The sequence below is a fragment of the Salinibacterium sp. NG253 genome (assembly GCF_015864945.1).
Taxonomy (GTDB): Bacteria; Actinomycetota; Actinomycetes; order Actinomycetales; family Microbacteriaceae; genus Rhodoglobus.
Window position 1 is genome coordinate 1,635,374 of sequence record NZ_JADYWF010000001.1, and the last position, 21,032, is coordinate 1,656,405.

Consider the following 21,032-nt stretch of genomic DNA (forward strand, 5'->3'; position numbering starts at 1 on the left):
CCCGCGCACTCACCGCGCCTATCGTGCAATCGCTACTACTTGCCTGTTGTCAACGCCCGTGTCTCTCTGCCGCCAGCACGAGCTCGCGTCACAACGAGCAGAAGCCCGGCAAGCAACAGAAGCACCGCAAGCCCACCGCCCCAGGCGATATTGGTGCCGGTGAACGCGAGCAGCATCGTCGTGAGCCCCTGAATGACGGAGCGCGAACCAAAGGCCGGCAACTCTACCGTCGACGACGTTCCCGTAGTCGGCCGGTAGTCAGGATCAACTGTGTCGAGGTCGACTGTTGCCGTGTAGGTTCCCGCCGGCAGGTTCGTGAGGATCCACTCGCCATTTGCGTCGGTGATGACCGTGATCGTGACGGGACCGTTCGGTCCAGCCCAGACCACATCAACCGTGGCATCCGGAATGCCTGCTTCTCCACTGTCACGGATGCCGTCCCCATCAGGATCATCGAAGACAACACCGGTGAGAGTGGCACTGCCGATCACGACGAAGTCAACATCATCACGGGTCTCGCCCGCGGTGAGAGTGGTCGTCGTTTCGAACAGGTCGCCACCGTCGAGGTCAGCGTTGGGCACATAGCCCGCAGGCAGCGTCGTCGGATCATAGGAAACCTGCACCTCGCCGGCCGGTAGCCCCTCTTCGAGGTAGTTACCGTTCTCATCCGTCGTGGTCGTGATGACGATGTCGTCGTCGGTGCCAAAGATGCCGTCCGCACCGGGGGTCGTGACGGTAATCACGATTCCCTCAAGACCAGGCTCGTTCGTTCCTTGCACCCCATCGTTGTCCACATCGAGCCAGAGCAGGTCGCCAACGCCAGCGTCACCGGCGTAGCCGAAGTCCTGCTCGAGGTTCTCTTCACTCGCGGAGAGGATGAGCTGCGATGCGTTGTCGAATCCGCCGTCGGGGTCCGCCGTCGGGACGATTCCCGCGGGCAGGTTGGCCAACTCGACCGTGAACAGCCCCTCGGGGAGATCCTCAAAGAGGTAGTTGCCGTCGGCATCTGTTGTCGTGGTCGAGACCACATCATCAGCGTTGCCGAGGATGCCATCAAGGCCAGCCCACGTGAGCGTGACGTCGACCTCGGGGATTCCCGCTTCGCCGTCATCGACAACACCATCGCCGTTTTGATCGAGCCACACGGTGTCACCGATCGAACCGGTTGCCGCATAACCGAAGTCGATGTTCTCGAGATCGGTTCCGGCCGGAAGCGCTACGGCTGTCGTGGAGTCCGCGTCGACACCAGAGGCTGGCGTGCCTGGCGTCGGTTGGTTCGTGCCAGCATCAGCGTCAAACGTCGGCAGGAGGCCCGCCGGCAGAGTCGCCGTGTCGACAGTCACCGTGTAGTTGCCCTCGGGCAGACCATCGAAGAGGTACTCACCGTTGGCGTCTGTCGTTTCGACGAACGTGACGTCATCGCCGCCACCTGCTGCGCCATCCGGCCCGAACCAGACCAATGTCACGTCGACGTTCGGCAGACCGGGCTCACCCGAGTCTTGGACGCCATCGTTGTTGAGGTCGAGCCAGACAGTGTCAGAGATGCTGGAATCTCCCGTGTAACCGAAGTCTTGATTGAGATCGGAGCCATCAAGAGTGGTCGCCGAGTTGTCGTCAAGACCGATAGTTCCGCTGTCGTCGTCATAGGTCTGCTCAAACCCAGAAGGAACGCCACCGACAACCTCGACGAGGTACTCGCCGTCAGGAATGTTGATGACAATCCAGTCGCCCTCAGCATCAGTCTGAGCGGTGTACACCACGTCGGCGTCCACACCAGTTCCGCCGGCAACGCCGTCAGCACCAAAGTACGTTACCCGGATGTCGACGCCGCTCAGTCCAGGCTCATCCAGATCCTGAACACCATCAGCATCGACATCCCACCACACTCGATCCCCAATAACGGAATCTGCGAAGTAACCAAAGTCAACATCGTCGATTGCCTCGCCGAGGGCAAGCGTCACCGGAGTCTGCGAGTCATTGTTGCCATCGAGATCGAAGCTATTCACTACGCCGTCGGGCAACCCACCCAGAATCTGGACCGAGTATTCGCCGGGCAATAGGTTGGGGAAGAGGTAGGCACCCGAGGCGTCAGTCGTGGTGAGGAACACACCGTCATCTCCGCCGCCAGCAACGCCATCTTCACCAAACCACGTCAACTGAACCTGAGCGCCGTTGATTCCGCGCTCGGTCGGGTCCTGAACGCCATCGTTGTTGCGATCAAGCCACACGTAGTCACCGATGGATGCCGTGCCGTTGTACCCGAAGTCCTGATCGGTGCGGTTCTGGCCCGCCGTCAAAGACGTCGTGGATGTCGAACTCGTTCCACCGTTCGGATCAGAAACCACCACATATCCCGCGGGCAAGTCAGTCACGGTCACGGTGTACGGGCCAGCAGGCAGATCGCTCACCGTGTATTGCCCGTTGCCATCCGTCGAGGTCGTGAACGTGATGTTGTCCGCCGCGGTCGCGAGGTCACCATCGAGGCCGCCGGAGACGACCGTGACGGTCGCGCCGGGGAGGCCTGGCTCATTCGCATCTTGAACGCCGTCAATGTTCTGGTCGAACCAGATGTAGTCACCGATCGAACCGGTGCCGGTGTAACCGAAGTCGACGTCACGCTTGTCCGCATCCTCAGCGAGCGTGCCTTGCCACACACCGTTGGGCGTTACAGAGCCGCCGTCAAGATCGTAGCTCGGCGTCATGCCAGCGGGGAGAGTGGATGCATCCACCGTCACCCGGTAAGTTCCGCCGGGAAGGTTTTCGACCACGTACTCGCCAAGAGAGTCGGTAGCGGTAGTGAAGGTCTCGTCGTCGGCAGTACCGAAGATGCCGTCGGCACCGAGGTAGACGACAGTCACTCCAACGCCTTCGAGGAGAGGCTCGCCAGCATCTTGCACGCCGTCGTTGTTGACGTCGTACCAGATGTAGTCACCGATCGAGGCGAGGTCGAGTTCGACGCTCACGACATCTTCGGTCACATCGTCGTAGTCGTTGTACTCGATGAGAGGATCACGGTCAGCGGCCGGAACTCCAAAGTACTGCGGCACATCTGCGGTGTTGACGACCTCAGCTGAAGCCGCGTTCTCGTCCGCCACGCTGACAAGCGGCATCGTCACGGAGTACGTGATGGTGACAGAGTCGCCGACTGCGAGCGGGCCCGCAATCGTCCAACCCAAGGTGCCATCGGAGGGGTCAGAGTCAGTGTTCGTGACACCGGCTGGGTCTGTACTGGTGAACGCGGTAACGCGGTCATCGGGAGTGTCTGTCACCGTGATGTCGTAGGCGGGTGAGGTACCCGTGTTGGTCACGATGATCGTGTAGTCGAGAGGTTCGCCTGGCTCGGCCCGTCGCGCGTCCGGTCCAGTGAGCGGGCCGTCAACGTTCTTGTCAATCGTGAGAGTCGGCTCGACAACCGCAGTGTTCGCGGTCGACGGCGTTCCCACAGCATCAAAGTCATCCGGATCTGGCACCGTTGTCGGGGTACCCGCGATGAGGTTGGTGTCGTTCCAGTAAGGCCGCGCGGTGTTGACGAGCGTGCTGCCGTCTGTAGCAGCCGTTGTCACGATACCCGTGTAGCGGAACGTGATGACCCGATCTTCTGCCGCAGCAGGATCAAAGTCGCCAAGGAAGAAACCGATGGTGCGGTCGGTCGCTGTTGGCGCACCGATAACCTCGGTGGTTGCCGCACAGGGGGCACCTTCTTGGTCACACACAGAGTCGAGGAACTCCCCGAAACGAACGTTGGCTGGCATCGTGTCGATGATCGTGGTGTCGTCGGCCACAACGCTCTTCGGGATCGTCACCTCAACCGTGTAGGTGACAACCTCACCAATCGTGCGCGTTGCTGGGGTCGCCGTCTTGGCGACGCCGACTCCAGGGGTCTGGAGGGTCACCATGCTGGAGTCTTGGTAGCCCCCAGCTTCAGTGCCGAGCACTGAATCAGAGGTGCGTTCGTCAGGATCAGTGCCGGCGATCGACGTTGTCGTGGCATCCACGGTGTTCACGATGGTGGTACCGCCGCGCAGTGGGTCATCGACGATGACGGTGTAGGTGAAGTCGGGGCCGGCGCCGGGAGCGATGCTCGCGACGGTGAAAGTGATGGTGCGGGCACTTTCGTTCCACTCGCCACCACCCGGAAGGGTCTGGTCGCCGCTGACGGGGTCACCGGCGGCATCGACGGGCTGGACCGTATCCGGCAGCGTGTCAACAACGAGCGAGTCGTGGGCGGTAGAGACATTCGCAGCGCCGCTGTTGCGCAACTCGAGCGTGTACTCGACGAGTTGGCCAGCGACCACTTCGGCGGCGACAGCATTACTGCTCTTCTGGATGTCGATATCGGGTTCGACGATGGTCGTCGTGACGCTGTCGCTCACCCCAGAGTCGCTAACGCCGTCAACGTGATCCCACGTGAAGGTCGCGTTGTTCGACACGGTTTCGCCGCGAACTGGACCATCAGCGTCAAGGACACGCACCACGATAGTGAGCACGATGAGGTCATCTCCGCTGTTTGCCACGTTCTCATACGTCGCCCCCAAGGGCGCCGTTACTAACTGGCCACTGACATCAGCATCCTGCGGAGCTCCTCCGTCGACAGTGAACGTCGGTGTTCCGACAATGGCGAGATCGTCGCTGATGATGTCGGTCACTGCGGGGCTATTAAAGGCGCTCGTGCCTTCAGGGATCGTGGTGGTCACGGTGTAGGTGATGAGTTCACCGATCGTGGCTTCAGTTCCGGCATTATTTCCGGATTCGTCAATCGAAGTGGTAGCCGCCTTAACTACGGTCGGGCTGTCGATATTCGCGCTAGCGGTGTCTTTCGCCTCAATGCTGTTGGCGTCATCTTCCAATGTGGGGTCGATGTTGTTCTCGGGAACATAGAGCTGCGGATCGCCGTTGTTCGTGTCTCCTTCGTAGGAGCGAACACCAGCGGTATTGACGAACTCATCCCCTAGAGAGGAATCGGCCGGGGTAACCACGTCGTAGGTCACCGTATAGCTGTCTCCCGCTGCCAGCGGTCCAGGGATTGTCCACTCAATGGAATCCACTCCTCCGGATGTCGCGCAGGCGCCGCTATCACTGATCAATTCAATATCGGAGCACTCGAGCAGACTGGGAAGGTTGTCCCGAATCGAAATATTGTCTGCGTCTTGGAGACCGCTGTTGGTCACCACGATCGAGTAAGTCAGACGATCGGTCGCCTGTACCGTGATCGTGTCGACCGGAGCACCAGCAATAGGGTCATTATTGAGCTCCGTGATGCCCTTGGCCAGACTCACGGTCGGCTTTTCGAGCTCTGTATCCGCTTGATCACGCAATTGGAATACATCACCAGCAGTGTTTTCGTAGGTCATTTTCATGATGTTCGCGACGATCGAACCATCGGTGACCGCAGCAGGATCGGAGATTCTGGCCGCGACAAGAACTTGGAATTCGGCTGCCGCATCCACTTGGCCAATGTCCCACGTGAGCAGAGGTGAGTCGGTCTCGTTGGAGAAAGCGACGCCGTCCGCCGCGGTGATGCTGCTGTTGCCGGTGTACTCGAACGATTCATAGGTGAAACCGGCAGGAAGGAAGTCGGCGACACTGGTTTCGAGGGTGTCCAAGATTCCCGGGAAATCAACGGTCAGTTCGTAGCAGACCAGATCGCCAGGATGGAACGGACCGGTGACGGTTTCGCTGAACACTAAGCCCGTTTCGGCACCACAAGTTGTAGCGATATCTGCTGGCTGAGCGACGCGCTTGTTGATGCTGATGCCTTGCGCTGTTTGGCCGGCACCCGATGCGTCGACAATGGGAAGCTCTGCAGTGCTTCCATCGCTCGCGGTGATAATTTCAGCCGTCGCGTCGAGGGTGACCGTGTTGGTCCACGAATCATTCGAGCTCACGGGGCCGCCACCATTGCGGTACTCGGTGCGCGTCATCGTGGTCACAGTAATCGTTGCCGATGCGGATGCCGCCGCAAACGCTGCTGCGTTCCAGGACACCGTAATTGTGCCGTCGGCATTGGTCACGACAGATTCGGGCGTGAGCGAGCTTGTGACGTAGTCGAGGCCGTCGGGGATGGTGTCGATCACGCTGATGATGCTCGTTGACTGGGCATATTCGGAGGACTGGTAGTCGAGCGACCACACGCTCGTCTCGCCTTGCGCAATCGACTCCAAATCGACGGACTTTTGAATCGCAACGTCTTCGGCAGTCACCGTCGCGGTGTCTGAATCCGTATAGACCGTTGAGTTGTATGTTCCGGTGGCCTCTGCGTAGTTGATGAGCTCTTGCTCGTCTTCGGTCAGGTCTCCCGTGTTGTTATCGAGATTCGCGGTGGCGTTTCCCGCGGCTGCAACGTTCTCCCGCAGCGGAATCGCGGCGGCATAGTCGATCGTGAGCGTTGCTCCAGCAGCAATCGTGCCGAGAGAGGTCCATTCCACCTTCGTATAGACATCGTTGAGGAGCGGCCCGGCACCATCGGGGTCGATAGTCACCGTGGATGCAGTAGGTACGAAGCCATTGCAATTCACATCCGCCGGAAAGAGGGTGTCGTCGATGCGTCCTGATCCGGGGTACTCCTCAGTACCGGCGGCGCTGTTGTCTTGCGTTGCGCAGCCAAGGAACTCAAGCCCGGCCGGCAGGTAGTCAACGATGGAGAAGCCGGTGCTGTCGTTAACACTGTTGTTCGTTATTTCCAGCGTGTAGACGGTCTTGTAATCGTGAACACCACGGCGCAGTTCACCTTCTGTGCTCGGTTCGCTCTTGGCGAGCTCAAAGGGGATCAGCGTGGTCGTGGACTCCGCGGTGTCCCACCCGGTGCGGGTGGCGTTGATGACATTGCCGTTAGCAGCGTTGAATTCGACCACAACACGTGGGTTTGAGTTAACGAACGCTTCAGCGGTGCTCGTGAAGGAGTCATCCACGTCGTAAGTAGCGGTGTCGTAAGAGAATGAGTACGTCAGCGGCACGACGATACCCGCAGACAGGTCAGCCACGTTGTTCCAGATGAGCTTCGTCGCTCCGCCGGGGAGGGCAATCTGTTGGCTAACGGGAGAGCTCGAATCGGTGAGCGTTGCGCCAGGAGGCAATACGTCGGTGAATGTCAAGTTATAGGCGTTAATGGCGGGCACCGAGGATTGCTGCGCCGACAGCGTCACGGAAACGTCACTGCCGTAGAGCGTAGAAGCGCTGACCTCGCGATCGAGCTGCACGTCAGGGTCACCCGCCGCGGTGGCGATGGACGCAGGGACGGTGATGCTCGCCGCAATCAGAGCGGCAACGAGCAGAGAGCGCAGGAGAAGCTTCACAAAAATGGCCTTACAGTGTGGGTGCGTTGGTCAACGAGCTCGAACGGATCCATCGTCGTCAGGTGGTCAATGCGGACAAGCAGCTATCGGGGCGTTTCGGCGCACGACAACGCGTGCATCCGAAGCGCCGAGACCACTCGTATTCCAGTCGGTGCGAGGTATACGGGAAGGTCTACTAGACTCAAACGTACCCCGGATTGTCCCCTCACGCCTAGACAATTCCGAATCTAACGAATCCGAAGTTCATCGCGACGAGTGAGCAATTCGCCAGAATCCTAGGATCATTTCTCAGCTTCTTTTGTCAGTTTCCACTTCCATGGGACCTTCTGTCACTCAACCGCAGCCGCCGCCCACGCTGCAACAGCGCACACCGGGGTACACCACACAGAGCCGCAAGTGGTCTAGTTTTCGAGAGCGTTGTCACCGCAATATTGGGGACCCAACACGCGAGTCGCAGCATCAGCGCCAATTGTTTACCGCGCACCACTAGCCTGTTCGCATGACGGACAAGACTCCCGACAACGACGTCCCTAGCGTTCCCGCTGTTCCTCGCGTGTCGAATACGCGAGCCATTGGCACGGTAGGTCAGGGAATCCTCGCTGATTCTCCGATCCCCAAGAGCCGCGTGCGCGCGTGGGCGCTCTGGGATTGGGGCTCCGCCGCGTTCAACGCGGTCGTCACCACGTTCGTTTTCAGCACCTACCTGGCGAGTGGTCTATTCATCGATCCCGAGATCGTTGCCGCAGCAGCCGATGACGACAAGAACCCGGCGCTCGTCCTTGCCAAAGCAAACAACACGACTATCATCTCGGGGGCACTCACGATTGCCGGCTTCCTCGTCGCCGTCCTCGCTCCCATTTTGGGGCAACGATCGGATGGTTCTGGTCGCCGAAAATTGTGGCTTGCTATTAATACAGGCCTCGTTGTGGTCGCAATGGGTGCCATGTTCTTCGTGGTGCCGGTGCCGTCGTACATCTATCTCGGCGCAGCACTCCTCGCCGCCGGCAATATCTTCTTCGAGTTTGCGAGCGTCAACTACAACGCGATGCTCGTGCAAGTGTCCACCCCTAAGACAGTGGGCCGCGTCTCTGGGTTCGGTTGGGGGCTCGGCTACATCGGCGGAATCGTGCTGCTGATCATCCTGCTCGTGCTGTTTATTCAGAACTTTGGAAGCGAGACCGGTAACGGTCTGCTCAATGTGCCCTTCGGCGCTGATGGCGGTGCGCTCGATGTGCGGTACGCCGTGCTTGCCTCCGCGGTGTGGTTCGCGATCTTCGCCATCCCCGTGCTGATTGCAGTGCCCGAGATTCCTGCTGGCGCCCGCGAGAACCGCGTGAGCTTCTTCGGCAGCTACGCCAAGCTCTTTGGCACCATCAAGACCCTCGCAAAGAAGAGCCCGCAGGTTCTCATGTTCTTGCTCGCGAGCGCGGTGTTCCGTGATGGTCTCGCCGCCGTCTTCACGTTCGGCGCGATCATTGCGGCGCAGGTGTTTGGCTTCAGCCCGAGCGAGGTCATCTACTTCGCCGTCGCCGCCAACCTCGTGGCCGGCATCGGAACGTTTGTTGGCGGATGGCTCGACGACAAGCTCGGGGCCAAGAATGTGATCATCGGCTCCCTCATCGGCCTCGTACTCGCCGGCCTCGCCGTGCTCTTCGTCGGCGATGCCCAAACCGGGTTCTGGATCGCTGGCCTCTTCCTGACGCTGTTCGTAGGACCGGTGCAGGCGGCAAGCCGCAGCTTCCTCGCTCGCGTTACTCCAGTCGGCCGCGAGGGCGAAATCTTCGGCCTCTACGCCACGACTGGCCGCGCCGTGAGCTTTCTCGCCCCTGGACTTTTCACGCTCTTCGTCGCCATGACCGGCGACACCCGCTACGGCATCATCGGAATCGTGATCGTGCTGCTTGCTGGTCTCGTGCTGATGCTGCCGGTGAAGGCCAAGCAGTCAGTCATCGACTAGTTCGGGTAGAGTCCGAAATTCACTGGTGCCAAACAGCCCACTAGAGGGATGCTTGGCTCATGACTGAAATCGCCCCCAGCTCCCCCGCCGCCCGCGCCGAACTTCTGCGCTCACTCCACATCCCTGGCACGCCCCTGATCGTCTCCAACGTGTGGGATGCCATCACCGCCCGCGTAGTTGCCGAGGCTCCCGGCGTTCGCGCCCTTGCCACCGCAAGCCATGCCGTGAGTTTCGCCCGCGGAGTTTCCGACGGCGAAGGCCTCACCGTTGATCAGGCCATCGAGGCGGCATCCATTATCTGTACTGCCGTCGAAATCCCCGTCTCGGTTGACTTCGAAAAGGGCTACTCGCCGGATGCCGCCGGCGTGCAAGCAAACGTCGAACGATTGATCGCGGCTGGCGCTGCTGGGCTGAACATCGAAGACAGCTCGGGCCCAGCCAAGGCTCCGCTGTTCGACCTCGATCACGCAGCGGCTCGGGTTGCCGCAGCCCGCGCGGCTGGCGACGCTACCGGTGTGCCCATCGCGATCAACGCCCGCGTTGATGTGTTGGCCGGTGGCGGCGAATGGGATGACATGGTCGCCCGCGCAAACACCTACCTTGCCGCTGGCGCCGACTGCATTTTCGTTCTCGGCCTCACTAACGAGCAAATGGTCGCCCAGGCGATCGCTCAGATCGATGGGCCCATTTCGGTGATTGGCGGAACAGGATATGTGCCGCTGAAGACTCTCGCCGAGCTCGGCGTAGCTCGCGTGAGCTTTGGACCGCGCACGCTCGGTCTCACCCTGTCTCACCTGCAGCAGGCGGCTACCCAGCTCACTGCTCTGGGCGACTACCCCGAAGAACTCGGTTTCGTCTACTAATTCGCGACACGAGGAGTACTGTCGGATTATGGACACGCAACAACCCATCAGTTACTGGGTGAAGCTCGTCGATCGCATCATTGATGAGCTCTTCGCCACCACCCTCGAAGAGCACGGAATTACCCGCCGCCAATGGCAACTGCTCACTGTGCTGTCGAAAGGCGCTGCCGGTGTCGAGCTTCTCGACATCGAAATCGCGCCGTTCTTAGACCGCGCGAACGGCGCTGTGCCCCCCACGCAGGGGTTGCACACCACGTCGCTCGAATCGCTCAATGAACTTGTCGAGAGCGAGTGGCTCACGACCGACGGCGCGCTGTTTGAACTCACCGATCGCGGCCGCGTTGTTGTCGACCGCCTCACCGTCGTGATCGCCGCGGGCCGCCAGAAGGCGACTGAAGGCGTCACCCCTGAGCAATACGAGACCACAGTCACAGTGCTTGAGACCATGGCCAAAAACCTCACCGTTCAGAGCCAGTAGGGCAGCGGACCAATCCTGTAAAGCGCTAGGCGATGTACAGCTAGCGCACAATACTGGGTTCATGAAGGGAATAATCCTTGCAGGCGGGTCTGGAACACGGCTCCACCCGATAACGCTGAGCATTTCCAAACAGCTCGTGCCTATCTATGACAAGCCGATGATTTATTACCCCCTGTCTACGCTGATGCTTGCCGGCATCAACGACATCCTGATCATCACCACCCCGCATGACGCGGAGCAGTTCGTGAAGCTCCTCGGCGATGGCTCGCAGTTCGGTATTTCTCTGACTTTCGCCGTGCAGCCCGAACCGAACGGGCTCGCTCAGGCCTTCGTTATTGGTGCCGACTTTGTGGGCAATGATTCCGTGGCGCTGGTATTGGGCGACAACATCTTCTATGGACCGGGCCTCGGTTCTCAGCTCAGCCGCTTTGCCGACATCGACGGCGCTGCCATCTTCGCTTACTGGGTAGCGGAGCCCGAAGCCTATGGCGTTGTCGAATTCGATTCCCAATTTATCGCTGTCTCCCTCGATGAGAAGCCGGCCCATCCGAAAAGCAACTACGCCGTGCCCGGGCTCTACTTCTATGACAATGACGTGCTCGATATTGCCGCCGGGCTCACCCCTTCCGCCCGCGGCGAATATGAAATCACCGACGTGAACAGCGCCTACCTCAATGCCGGAAAACTCAAGGTCGAAGTTTTGCCGCGAGGAACGGCCTGGCTCGACACCGGAACCTTTGATTCGATGACGGATGCCAGTGACTATGTCCGCACGATCTCCCGACGTCAGGGACTCAAAATTGGCTGCCCCGAAGAAGTCGCATGGCGCCGAGGATTGCTGACCGACGACGAACTTCGTGAGCGCGCCGAACGCCTAACCAAATCGGGATACGGCTCGTATTTGCTCGAAATGCTCGAACGCGGGAGGTAGACCAGATGAGCAGGATGCTTGTGACCGGCGGCGCTGGATTCATCGGTTCGAATTTCGTCCACTACATTCTCGAGAACACCGACCATCACGTCACCGTGCTCGACAAATTGACCTATGCCGGCAATCGTGCGTCGCTCGACGGGCTTGATGCGGCACGGTTCAGCTTTGTCCGGGGCGACATCACCGACGCCTCGGCAGTTGACGCGCTCGTCGCCGGAACCGACATTGTGGTGCACTACGCCGCCGAATCTCACAATGACAATTCGCTCGACGACCCACGGCCGTTTCTCGACACCAACATCGTGGGCACCTACATCCTGCTCGAAGCGGTGCGACGTCACCAGAAGCGTTTTCACCACGTCTCCACCGATGAGGTCTATGGCGATCTCGAGCTTGATGACCCGAGCCGCTTTACCGAGCAGACTCCCTACAACCCGTCGAGCCCGTACTCATCGACCAAAGCAGGATCAGACCTTCTCGTGCGCGCGTGGGTTCGGTCATTTGGTGTGCAGGCCACCATCAGCAACTGCTCCAACAACTACGGCCCACGCCAGCACGTTGAGAAGTTCATTCCTCGCCAGATTACCAATGTGCTCACCGGTGAGCGCCCCAAGCTTTATGGCGATGGCCTCAATGTGCGGGATTGGATTCACGCCGCCGATCACTCCGCTGCCGTGCTAACGATTCTCGAGCGAGGCCACATCGGCGAGACGTATCTCATCGGGGCTGACGGCGAGAAAAACAATCGAGAAGTCATGGAGCTGATCCTTACTGCCCTCGGCCAACCGACGGATGCCTACGATCACGTTGCGGAGCGCCCCGGGCACGATGTGCGCTACGCCATCGACTCCACGAAACTTCGCACTGAACTCGGATGGATGCCGCAGTTCTCCAATTTTGAGGTCGGTATCGAGGCAACCGTGCAGTGGTACCGCGACAACGAAGACTGGTGGCAGCCGCAGAAGGCCGCCACCGAGGCTCGCTATCTGTCGCAGGCTCGGTAGCGATGCCCCACGTTACAGAGACCCCTATCCCCGGACTGCTGCTGCTAGAGCTGGCGGTGCACGGCGACAATCGTGGCTGGTTCAAAGAGAACTGGCAGCGCGAAAAAATGACCGCTGCTGGGCTTCCTGACTTTGGCCCAGTGCAACACAACATCTCCTTCAACGGCGACATCGGTACGACTCGTGGCATCCACGCTGAACCGTGGGACAAACTCGTGTCGGTTGCCACAGGGCGCATCTTTGGAGCTTGGGTCGACCTCCGTGCTGGAGCCACGTTCGGCACAGTGTTCACCGCGGAGCTCGACGCGGCACGCGCCATCTACATTCCCCGCGGCGTCGGCAATGCCTACCAAACACTCGAGCCTGACACCGCCTATAGCTACCTCGTCAACGAGCACTGGAGCTCCAGCGCCAGCTACACCTTCCTCAACCTTGCCGACGAGAGCGTTGCCATCGACTGGCCGATCCCCCTGCAGGATGCCGAACTCAGCGACAAGGACCGGGCGCATCCGCGGCTCACGGCGGTAACCCCCCTCGCTCGTCGCAGAACACTGATACTTGGAGCGGCGGGCCAGCTGGGCACGGCACTCCGCGAAACGATACCGACAGCCGAGTTTGCGACTCGTGACCACATTGACCTCAGCGACAGCGGATGCTTCGACCACATCCATTGGCCCGACTACCACGTCGTAATCAACGCCGCCGCGTATACCGCAGTGGATGCCGCAGAAACGGCACAAGGTCGTGCCGCAGCATGGGCTATCAACGTGACCGCCACGGCAGCCCTTGCTCGCATTGCGACGGAGCATCGCCTGACCCTCATCCACATCTCCAGCGACTACGTCTTCGATGGCACAACCGCACCGCACCCGGAGACCGAGCCGGCATCACCGCTTAGCGTTTATGGGCAGACGAAGGCAGCGGCAGACGCCATCGTCTCGACCGTGCCGCGGCACTACATCGTGCGCACCAGTTGGGTCATCGGCGAAGGAGCCAACTTCGTGCGCACCATGGCTTCCCTTGCCGAGCGCGGCAGCTCTCCGTCCGTGGTCCACGACCAGGTCGGGCGGCTCACTTTTGCGAGTGATCTCGCAGCGGGCATCCGCCATCTGATTGCCACTCGCGCAGCGTTTGGAACCTACAACGTGACCAATGCGGGCCAGCCACAATCGTGGGCCGCCCTAGCTCAACGGATCTTCGAGTTGACCGGCCACGACGCAGCTCGCGTGACGGGCATCGACACGGCCGAGTATTTCGCCACAGCTCAGGGCGCTCCTCGACCGCTCAATAGCGTGCTCGACCTCACCAAGATTGAGGCCACCGGCTTCAGGGCGCGGGATGCTGATGTGGCGCTCAGAGAATATCTGGGCCGTGGTGATGTGCGGGATTAGAGCTTCAGCGCTGCGATAACCAGTAGCTAGCGGATGAACGCCCACCAGATGAGCAGCATCGTCACGAAGAATCCGGTGATGAAATTGAGGGCCAAGAAGTTCTTCCAGCCTCGGTTTGCTGACTCGGCTGTGGCATCCGTGATGTTCCAGAATGGCGCGCACATCGCCGCATAGGGCAGCACCAGAATGGCGGCGAGTGGGCCCGGCCACGCCGAGAACAGCAGCAGGATGCCGCCGGCTAGGTACGCGATCACGGCGAAGCGAGTGGTGGCTCGCGCCCCAATCACGGTCGCGATGGACGAGATGGCTGCGGCACGATCGGCGAGCACATCTTGCACGGCGCCGAAGGCGTGCGAGGCGATGCCCCACAGGAAGAACGCGCCAAGCACGGCCCACAGTTGAGGTGTGAAAACCGCGCCGGCAAGCACGAGCGCGTAGATCGCGGGCGACACAAAGTGCGTGCTCGAGGTGAGGGAGTCGAGGAACGGGCGCTCCTTGAAGCGCAAGCCTTTGGCTGAGTAGGCCACGACGGCAAACATGCTGATGAGCAGCACAAGCCACGAGAGTGGGTTACCGACGATCACGAGATAAATCAGGAACGGGATGGTCGTGACGGCGGCGGCGATGAGCGTTGGCCGGTGCATCCGCGGGTCGAGAAGCGCCCCTTCAACCCCGCCCTTGCGCGGGTTGCGCAGGTCGGACTCGTAGTCGAACACGTCGTTGATGCCGTACATCGCCAAGTTGTAGGGCACGAGGAAGAAGATCGTGCCGAGCACGAAGGTGAGATCGATCGCGCCGGTGGTGAGGTAGTACGCGGCCGCAAACGGGAACGCCGTATTGACCCAACTGAGCGGACGCGAGGAGAGGAACAGATCCTTAAGCATGGGAGTCCTTTCGGCGAGAACCCAGCAGCGTCCACAGGCACGGCAGCGCCACGACAGCCGCGACCGCGTAGGCGAAGTCTTCGAGCGGGGCGACTCCAATGAAGGCGCCGCTGATGGCATCCGCGCTGTAACCGACGAGGCCGACGGAGATCATCACGTTGTCGAAGACCGCCGTCATCACGAGCAAGATGCCCATCGTGATCGCGATGGCGCGCCACTGCGGCGAGCGCCGCCGCACTACAACAGCAATCACGAGCGCCGCGACGAGAGCCAAGAACACGGCATTGAGTAGCCAGTACGTCATGCTGCGCTCCCCTCGGTAGCCGCCGAGCGCTCGCGAGTGAGGGCGCCGTAGACGTTCATCGTGAGATAGCAGAGCAGGGTGAGAAAGAAGACTTCTTCGAGGGGAACCTCCGGTGCCACCAACAGTCCGGTCATGAACTCGGTCTCGCCGCGGAAGAAGATGCCGAGGCCGACACCGAGAAGATCCCAGACGAGAAAGAAGAGCACGCCGACCGGCAGCACGATGCGGGCGCGCCGGGCATCCCGCCAGAAGAACAGCGAAAAGCGTCGATCGAGCACGACCATTCCCGTGAGGGAAATCAGCAGAGCAAGAAGGTAGAGAACGATCACGGCCAGGGCCTCGGTTGAGGTGCGACCACGGGCGTCAACGGCTCAGCGAGCGGGCCAGCAGAGGTATCGCCGCGCAGGCGCTTCACGAGCACTTCGGCACTAATCAGACACATGGGAAGGCCGATGCCCGGGATGGTCGAGCCACCCACGTAGTAGAGGCCCTTGACCTTTTTGCTCACATTGCCGGCGCGGAAGAACGCGCTCTGCTTGAGGGTGTGAGCCGGCCCCAGTGCGGTGCCGCGCCACGCGTTGAGGTCATCGGCGAAGTCGCCAGGGCCTACCGTGCGGCGCACCGTGATGCGGTCGGCGAGGTCGGGGATGCCGGTCCACTCGCTGATCTGCGAGATCACCGAGTCGGCGAGCTTCTCGATGCGCGCATCGCCAGCTCCGGCGCCTGCGAGTTGACCGTGGCCAATGGCGGGGTCGGCCGGAATCGGCACGAGCACAAACACATTCTCGTATCCCTCGGGTGCCACATGCGGGTCAACGCCACTGGGCTTGCAAATGTAGAGCGATGCCGGCTCGGGCACCTTCGGTTCGTTGCCAAAGATGGCCTCGAAGCCCTGTTGCCAGTCCTTCATGAACAGCAGCGTGTGGTGCTCGAGCTCGGGCAGTTCGCCCTTCACACCCAAGTACAACAGCAGCGCGCTGGGGCCGGGAACCTTCTTCTCCCAGTACTCAGCGGAATAGGTTTGCTCGCTTGACTCCAGCATGGTGGTTTCCGTGTGGTGGAGGTCGGCAGCAGAAACCACGGTGTCGGCGTTGATGGTGTGACGCTTGCCCGCGGCATCCGTGTACTCAACACCTGTTGCAACGCCATCGACTGTCACGATGCGCGTGACCTTCGAACCGGTGCGGATGTCGACGCCAGCAGCCCGCGCGATGTCAGCGATGCTTTCAATCACCCGGGTGAAGCCGCCCATCGGGTAAAGCACACCATCCGAGAGATCGAGGTGGCTCATGAGGTGGTACATGCTCGGGGTGAGGTACGGCGAGGAGCCGAGAAAGACGGCCGGGTAGCCGAGCACTTTGCGCAGACGATCGTCTTTGACGGTGCGAGCAACCAAACTCGAGAGCGGTTCGATAAGCAAGCGGATGAAGCGGGCCGCCTTAGCGAGCACCTCTTTCGTTGCGCTCGTGCGCAGATCAGCGAAGCTCGTGTAGAGAAAGTACTTCTTCGCGAGCTCGTAGGTGTCTTTGGCCGAGACGAGGTACTTGCGCATGCGGGCACCCGAACCCGGCTCGATGCTCTCGAATAGCGCGAGGTTCTCTTCGAGCTCGGTTGAAATGTCGAGCGCTTCTTTCTCTCCCTCAAAATAAACCCGGTAACCAGGGTCGAGGGTGACGAGCGAAAGCTGCTCGGCGGCACTCGTGCCCATGAGTTTGTAGAAGTGATCGAACACCTCAGGCATCAAATACCACGACGGCCCGGTGTCGAAACGGAACCCTTCGTGCTCCCACAGCCCCGCGCGGCCACCCACCTCAGGGCGGCCCTCGAGCAGCGTGACCGAATGCCCCTCCTTAGCCAGCAGTGCCGCACTCGCGAGCCCGGCAATACCGCCACCAATTACTACAACGTCACTCATGGTCGAGGAGTCACTCCTATCGCGGCCGCCGCAGCCAACCGCAGTTTCACAACATCTGGAACCCGCACCCGGGTCTTCACCAATTCGCTCGCCGGAGTTGCCCGGATGCGCTTGGAAAGTTGGGCAAAGAGAGAGTGCGCGAGCGCAACCGCTTTTTTGCTGCTCGCCGGCAGCTCGGCACCAATGGCGGCATCCCGCAGATCAGCATCGAGATCATCAAGCAGTCGGATCTTTTCGGCTTCGGTGAACGAGGCAACATCGATGCCCGGAAAGTAGCTGCGGCCGAGCGTCTCAAAATCGTCGGCGAGGTCACGCAAGAAGTTGACCTTTTGGAAGGCTGCGCCGAGCGCTTGTGCACCGCGCTCGAACTTGGCTCGCTGCTCGTCGCTGACATCGTGGCCGTGCAGGAAGGCACACAGGCACATAAGACCGACAACTTCAGCGGAGCCGTAGACGTAGCGATCAAAGCTGGCCTGGTCGTGCTCTTTCTGGTTGAGATCCATGCGCATCGACTCGAAGAAGGGAGCCGTGAGCTCTGCACCAAACGACACCTCGCGCGCGGTGAGCGCGAAGGCATGAACGACGAGGTTCGAGCTGAAGCCGCTCGCGATCGCGTTCTCGGTTTCTTTCTCAAGTTCGTTCAACTGACGGCCCGTCGCGATCACGTCGAGACCGGCTTCTTCGGCTCCGCCGTCAACGATTTCGTCGGCCACCCGCACGAGAGCGTAAATGTTCTCGACATGCTGGCGAACATCCGTGCCGAGAAGGCGAGATGCCGCAGAAAACGACGTGGAATAGCTGCGAATGACGATGCTGGCCGCATCTTCGGCGACACGGTCATACAGCTTCAGACGTGAGCTCACGCGCGCCCACCCTCAGCATGTTCAGGCACATTAGTTAGGCTGAGTGCAGGCCGACACATGGGGTGCGGCATTTCGATTCGTTCCACCTAGGCAGACTATCGCGATCATGAGTGAAATCCCCGAGCAGGTTGTACTTCTCTCCGAGTCCGGCGAACACATTGGTGTTGCCGACAAGGCCCTCGTTCACACGACCGACACCGCCCTGCACCTCGCGTTCTCGTGCCACGTCTACAACGCCGACGGCAAGGTGCTCGTCACCCGTCGCGCGCTCTCGAAACTCACCTGGCCCGGTGTCTGGACGAACTCGTTCTGCGGCCATCCGGCCCCCGGTGAAGATATGGCTGTTGCGATCATCCGCCGGGCCAAGTACGAGCTCGGAATTACCGTCAGCGATGTGCAACTCGTGCTGCCCGATTTTCGTTACCGCGCCGTTGACTCCTCCGGCATCGTCGAGAATGAGATCTGCCCTGTCTACCGTGCAGTGACGACGGATGCCGCAGCCCCTAACCCGGCAGAGGTCGACGAGTTCGACTGGGTTGACCCCGAGTCGCTGCACAGCGCCGTGGCCGCAACTCCATTCGCGTTTAGCCCGTGGCTCGGCTGGCAGTTGGAGCAACTCGACGCTCAGCGCGACTAGTAGCCGCGAGTGGGGTTGAGCGTGCGTACTTCGTCGAGCATCGCGTTGACGACACGCAAGCTACGCTCGGGTTCGTTCAGTTGGGCGAATAGCCAGAGGTCATCGACCAGAGCGATCGTCGGGTAGTCGTAGCCGTCAGAGGTCTCTTCTTGCAGCACGTAGGTTTCTACCTCGCCGTTGGGCGTGCTCTCGTAACCCGCGGCCGCAATCTGGGCTTGGAACGCCTCAGCATCGACGCTCGACGTATCAGCGACCATGATCGTAAAGAACGAGTGGAAGTTGTCGGAGTAGCCCCAGAGGCACTGATCGCGTTGCGCGACCGTGTCGAGGATGGGATCGAAGCCTTGAGCGTGAAGCGCCCACGGCATTTCCTCCGGCCCCTGATCGCCCTCAGTTGGAAGCAGTTCGCCTCGGTCGCCTAAGTATTCCAGCGCGATGCTTTCGGGCAACATCTGCTCGCAATTTGGCACGACGAGCGGCTCTGCCACCGGCGCTGCCGTTGGTTCAACCGGACTAGCGGTTGGCTGGCCTGAAGCGTCAGCACCGTCTACCGGAAGGGTGCAACCGGTCAATGAAATTGCAACCATAGCCGCGGATGCTGCAGCAAGAATACGACGAGTAGAGGGTCGCGCTGAGGGGGTTCCTGAGCCCACAAATGTTTTCATGAACGCAACATTATGCGAGAGTGAGGATTAAACAACTATGAGAGTCCGAATCGTGATCTAACGTTCACTCACGCGTCACCAGAACAGGTTTAGCCCCCGAGCGAACCCGCATCATTCGCCCGCACATCGGTGCGGTGAAAGTTCTGGAAGCTGCGGCTGGCCGTTGGACCACGCTGGCCCTGGTAGCGCGAACCGTACTGACCCGAACCGTAGGGCGACTCCACGGGGGAGGTGGTTTTGATGAAGCACAGCTGCCCAATTTTCATGCCGGGCCAGAGCTTGATGGGCAAGGTTGCAACATTGCTGAGCTCGAGAGTGACGTGACCCGAGAAGCCAGGATCAACGAAGCCGGCAGTGGAGTGCGTGAGCAGACCGAGGCGCCCCAGCGAGCTCTTGCCCTCGAGGCGAGCGGCAACGTCATCGGGCAAAGTGACGAGTTCGAAAGTGGAACCGAGCACAAACTCACCGGGGTGAAGGATGAACGGCTGGTCAGCATCCACCTCCATGAGGTGAGTGAGATCAGGCTGATCAACCGCCGGGTCAATGAACGGGTATTTGTGGTTATCGAAGAGGCGGAAGAAGCGGTCGAGCCGCACATCAACACTCGACGGTTGCACCATGTCGAGATCGAGAGGGTCAAGGCCGATGCGGCCAGAGGCGAGTTCGGCCCGGATGTCGCGATCACTGAGAAGCATGGCCTAAGACTAACGAAATCCCGGCCGCGTAGCGCTCAAATGAGCAAATCTGGGGAGCCGCGAAAGCTACGGCAGCCGCGCGGGAGCGAGCAACGCGATGCGCGACGCTGCGACATCCGCTGCCGTCTTCTCGATGAGCTCGTCGAGACTTTCGTAGCGGAACATCCCCCGCAACCAGGCGTGCACCGTGAACTCGACCTCGGCGTCATAGAGGTCCCCGTCGAAATCATGAATAAAGGCTTCGACTCGACGCTCGGTCACGTCGTCAAAAGTGGGGTTGTCACCGATGCTGATGGTCGCGCCATGACGGGTGGCAGCCGGCGGGAAGGTCACCCAGCACGCGTACACACCGTCGACCGGCAACGCGTGGTGGTCGGTGACAGCAATATTCGCGGTGGGAAAACCCAGCTCGCGGCCACGCTTGTCGCCATGCACGACGGTGCCGCGAAAACTCAGCGTGGGCGGATGCTCCATTAGGTCAACGCAATCGGTGCTCGGGCCACGCTCGTTAGCCATGGTGCGCACCCGTGAAGCACGCACGCCCGCCGCCTACAGCCCGCGGAACTGGCTGAGGTGAAAGACAAGAGGAGTGACTTCGGGGAACGCTTCAGAGTGGATGACTTCGAGAGTCACAATCTCGTGGTCACCGCCGTCAAAGCTGTTACGAATCTCGCACTCGAGCCACAAAGCGGCACCATCCATGTGGATGGCTCCCCCTTCGGTCGCGCGCCAGGCAACGTCGGCGAAACGGTCACCCGTGCGGGAAGCGAGGCTGCGGGCGGTGCTTTCCTGATCGGCGCCAAGAACGCTGAGCCCGATGCGGGTGGCGCGCGCGAGCACGGGCCACGTAGCGGAGGTGCGCGCGGGGCACACAGCTACGAGCGGTGGGTCGAGGGAAACGGACGTGAAGGAGTTGACGGCGATGCCGGTTGGGGTGCCATCGACGACAGCGGCGAGCGCGACGACGCCGGTGGGAAAGAGCGAGAGTGCTCGGCGAAGAGCAACCTGCGGGGGAACTTCTTCCGCGGTGGTCTCATGCGACATGGGCGGACTCCTTTGCTTGAAATGTTCAACCAGCGACTGCTAGTCAAGTTTGAACATGTGACTACATGTTAGTCATTTTTGATCATGTAAACAACAGACTTTCTCCCCT

General features: G+C 60.6%; 17 protein-coding genes. 7 read left to right on the forward strand and 10 right to left on the reverse strand.

All coding sequences use genetic code 11. The annotated features are described in order from the left end of the window. Nucleotides 1–35 precede the first annotated feature (35 nt). A complete protein-coding gene (locus I6E52_RS07815) occupies nt 36–7,292 on the reverse strand; it encodes an SdrD B-like domain-containing protein (RefSeq protein WP_197156097.1) in 7,257 nt (2,418 codons plus the stop codon). A 499-nt stretch (nt 7,293–7,791) separates the two neighbouring features. Between I6E52_RS07815 and I6E52_RS07820 the strand changes: the two genes are divergently transcribed. The 6 genes from I6E52_RS07820 (at nt 7,792) to I6E52_RS07845 (ending at nt 13,916) form a co-directional block, all read left to right on the forward strand. Then, nucleotides 7,792–9,249: an MFS transporter gene (locus I6E52_RS07820; protein ID WP_197156100.1), complete on the forward strand. Its 1,458-nt coding sequence runs from the start codon at nt 7,792–7,794 to the stop codon at nt 9,247–9,249. A 59-nt stretch (nt 9,250–9,308) separates the two neighbouring features. Then, nucleotides 9,309–10,112 carry an isocitrate lyase/phosphoenolpyruvate mutase family protein gene (locus tag I6E52_RS07825; RefSeq protein ID WP_197156102.1) on the forward strand — a complete coding sequence of 268 codons (804 nt, stop codon included), beginning with the start codon at nt 9,309–9,311 and terminating at the stop codon, nt 10,110–10,112. 28 nt (nt 10,113–10,140) lie between these two features. Beyond that, nucleotides 10,141–10,590, forward strand: a complete 450-nt coding sequence (locus I6E52_RS07830) for a hypothetical protein (protein ID WP_197156105.1) — start codon at nt 10,141–10,143, stop codon at nt 10,588–10,590. 61 nt (nt 10,591–10,651) lie between these two features. Beyond that, the gene (rfbA, locus tag I6E52_RS07835; RefSeq protein WP_197122515.1) at nt 10,652–11,521 is read left to right on the forward strand and encodes a glucose-1-phosphate thymidylyltransferase RfbA; all 870 of its coding nucleotides are present in this window, start codon (nt 10,652–10,654) and stop codon (nt 11,519–11,521) included. Between the two features lie 5 nt (nt 11,522–11,526). Continuing rightward, on the forward strand, nt 11,527–12,525 hold the full coding sequence (gene rfbB / locus I6E52_RS07840; protein WP_197156108.1) for a dTDP-glucose 4,6-dehydratase: 999 nt from the start codon (nt 11,527–11,529) through the stop codon (nt 12,523–12,525). 2 nt (nt 12,526–12,527) lie between these two features. After that, a complete protein-coding gene (locus I6E52_RS07845) occupies nt 12,528–13,916 on the forward strand; it encodes a bifunctional dTDP-4-dehydrorhamnose 3,5-epimerase family protein/NAD(P)-dependent oxidoreductase (RefSeq protein WP_197156110.1) in 1,389 nt (462 codons plus the stop codon). A gap of 26 nt (nt 13,917–13,942) precedes the next feature. Here the strand turns inward: I6E52_RS07845 and I6E52_RS07850 are convergent, their stop codons facing one another. From I6E52_RS07850 to I6E52_RS07870, 5 genes are read right to left on the reverse strand one after another with little or no spacing between them, the layout of a single operon-like run. After that, nucleotides 13,943–14,800, reverse strand: coding sequence for a prenyltransferase (locus I6E52_RS07850; protein WP_197156112.1), 858 nt, complete (start codon nt 14,798–14,800; stop codon nt 13,943–13,945). Next, nucleotides 14,793–15,104 carry a lycopene cyclase domain-containing protein gene (locus I6E52_RS07855; RefSeq protein ID WP_197156114.1) on the reverse strand — a complete coding sequence of 104 codons (312 nt, stop codon included), beginning with the start codon at nt 15,102–15,104 and terminating at the stop codon, nt 14,793–14,795. Before I6E52_RS07855 ends, I6E52_RS07850 begins: the two co-directional genes overlap by 8 nt. Beyond that, nucleotides 15,101–15,433, reverse strand: a complete 333-nt coding sequence (locus tag I6E52_RS07860; protein ID WP_197156116.1) for a lycopene cyclase domain-containing protein — start codon at nt 15,431–15,433, stop codon at nt 15,101–15,103. The genes I6E52_RS07855 and I6E52_RS07860 overlap by 4 nt, the downstream gene beginning before the upstream one ends. Next, nucleotides 15,430–17,019: a phytoene desaturase family protein gene (crtI, locus tag I6E52_RS07865; protein ID WP_197156118.1), complete on the reverse strand. Its 1,590-nt coding sequence runs from the start codon at nt 17,017–17,019 to the stop codon at nt 15,430–15,432. The genes I6E52_RS07860 and crtI overlap by 4 nt, the downstream gene beginning before the upstream one ends. Continuing rightward, nucleotides 17,016–17,882: a squalene/phytoene synthase family protein gene (locus I6E52_RS07870; RefSeq protein WP_197137274.1), complete on the reverse strand. Its 867-nt coding sequence runs from the start codon at nt 17,880–17,882 to the stop codon at nt 17,016–17,018. Before I6E52_RS07870 ends, crtI begins: the two co-directional genes overlap by 4 nt. Before the next feature lie 106 nt (nt 17,883–17,988). Between I6E52_RS07870 and idi the strand changes: the two genes are divergently transcribed. Then, nucleotides 17,989–18,519, forward strand: a complete 531-nt coding sequence (gene idi, locus I6E52_RS07875; RefSeq protein ID WP_197156120.1) for an isopentenyl-diphosphate Delta-isomerase — start codon at nt 17,989–17,991, stop codon at nt 18,517–18,519. On the opposite strand, the gene I6E52_RS07880 is transcribed toward idi, so the two are convergent. The 4 genes from I6E52_RS07880 to I6E52_RS07895 all read right to left on the reverse strand — a co-directional run bounded on the left by I6E52_RS07880 (nt 18,516) and on the right by I6E52_RS07895 (nt 20,923). Next, the gene (locus tag I6E52_RS07880; RefSeq protein ID WP_197156122.1) at nt 18,516–19,184 is read right to left on the reverse strand and encodes a hypothetical protein; all 669 of its coding nucleotides are present in this window, start codon (nt 19,182–19,184) and stop codon (nt 18,516–18,518) included. The genes idi and I6E52_RS07880 overlap by 4 nt on opposite strands. Before the next feature lie 89 nt (nt 19,185–19,273). Next, a complete protein-coding gene (gene dcd / locus I6E52_RS07885; RefSeq protein ID WP_197122501.1) occupies nt 19,274–19,879 on the reverse strand; it encodes a dCTP deaminase in 606 nt (201 codons plus the stop codon). A 66-nt stretch (nt 19,880–19,945) separates the two neighbouring features. Further along, on the reverse strand, nt 19,946–20,419 hold the full coding sequence (locus tag I6E52_RS07890) for a riboflavin kinase (RefSeq protein WP_197156124.1): 474 nt from the start codon (nt 20,417–20,419) through the stop codon (nt 19,946–19,948). A 9-nt stretch (nt 20,420–20,428) separates the two neighbouring features. After that, on the reverse strand, nt 20,429–20,923 hold the full coding sequence (locus tag I6E52_RS07895; protein WP_197156126.1) for a flavin reductase family protein: 495 nt from the start codon (nt 20,921–20,923) through the stop codon (nt 20,429–20,431). Nucleotides 20,924–21,032 lie beyond the last annotated feature (109 nt).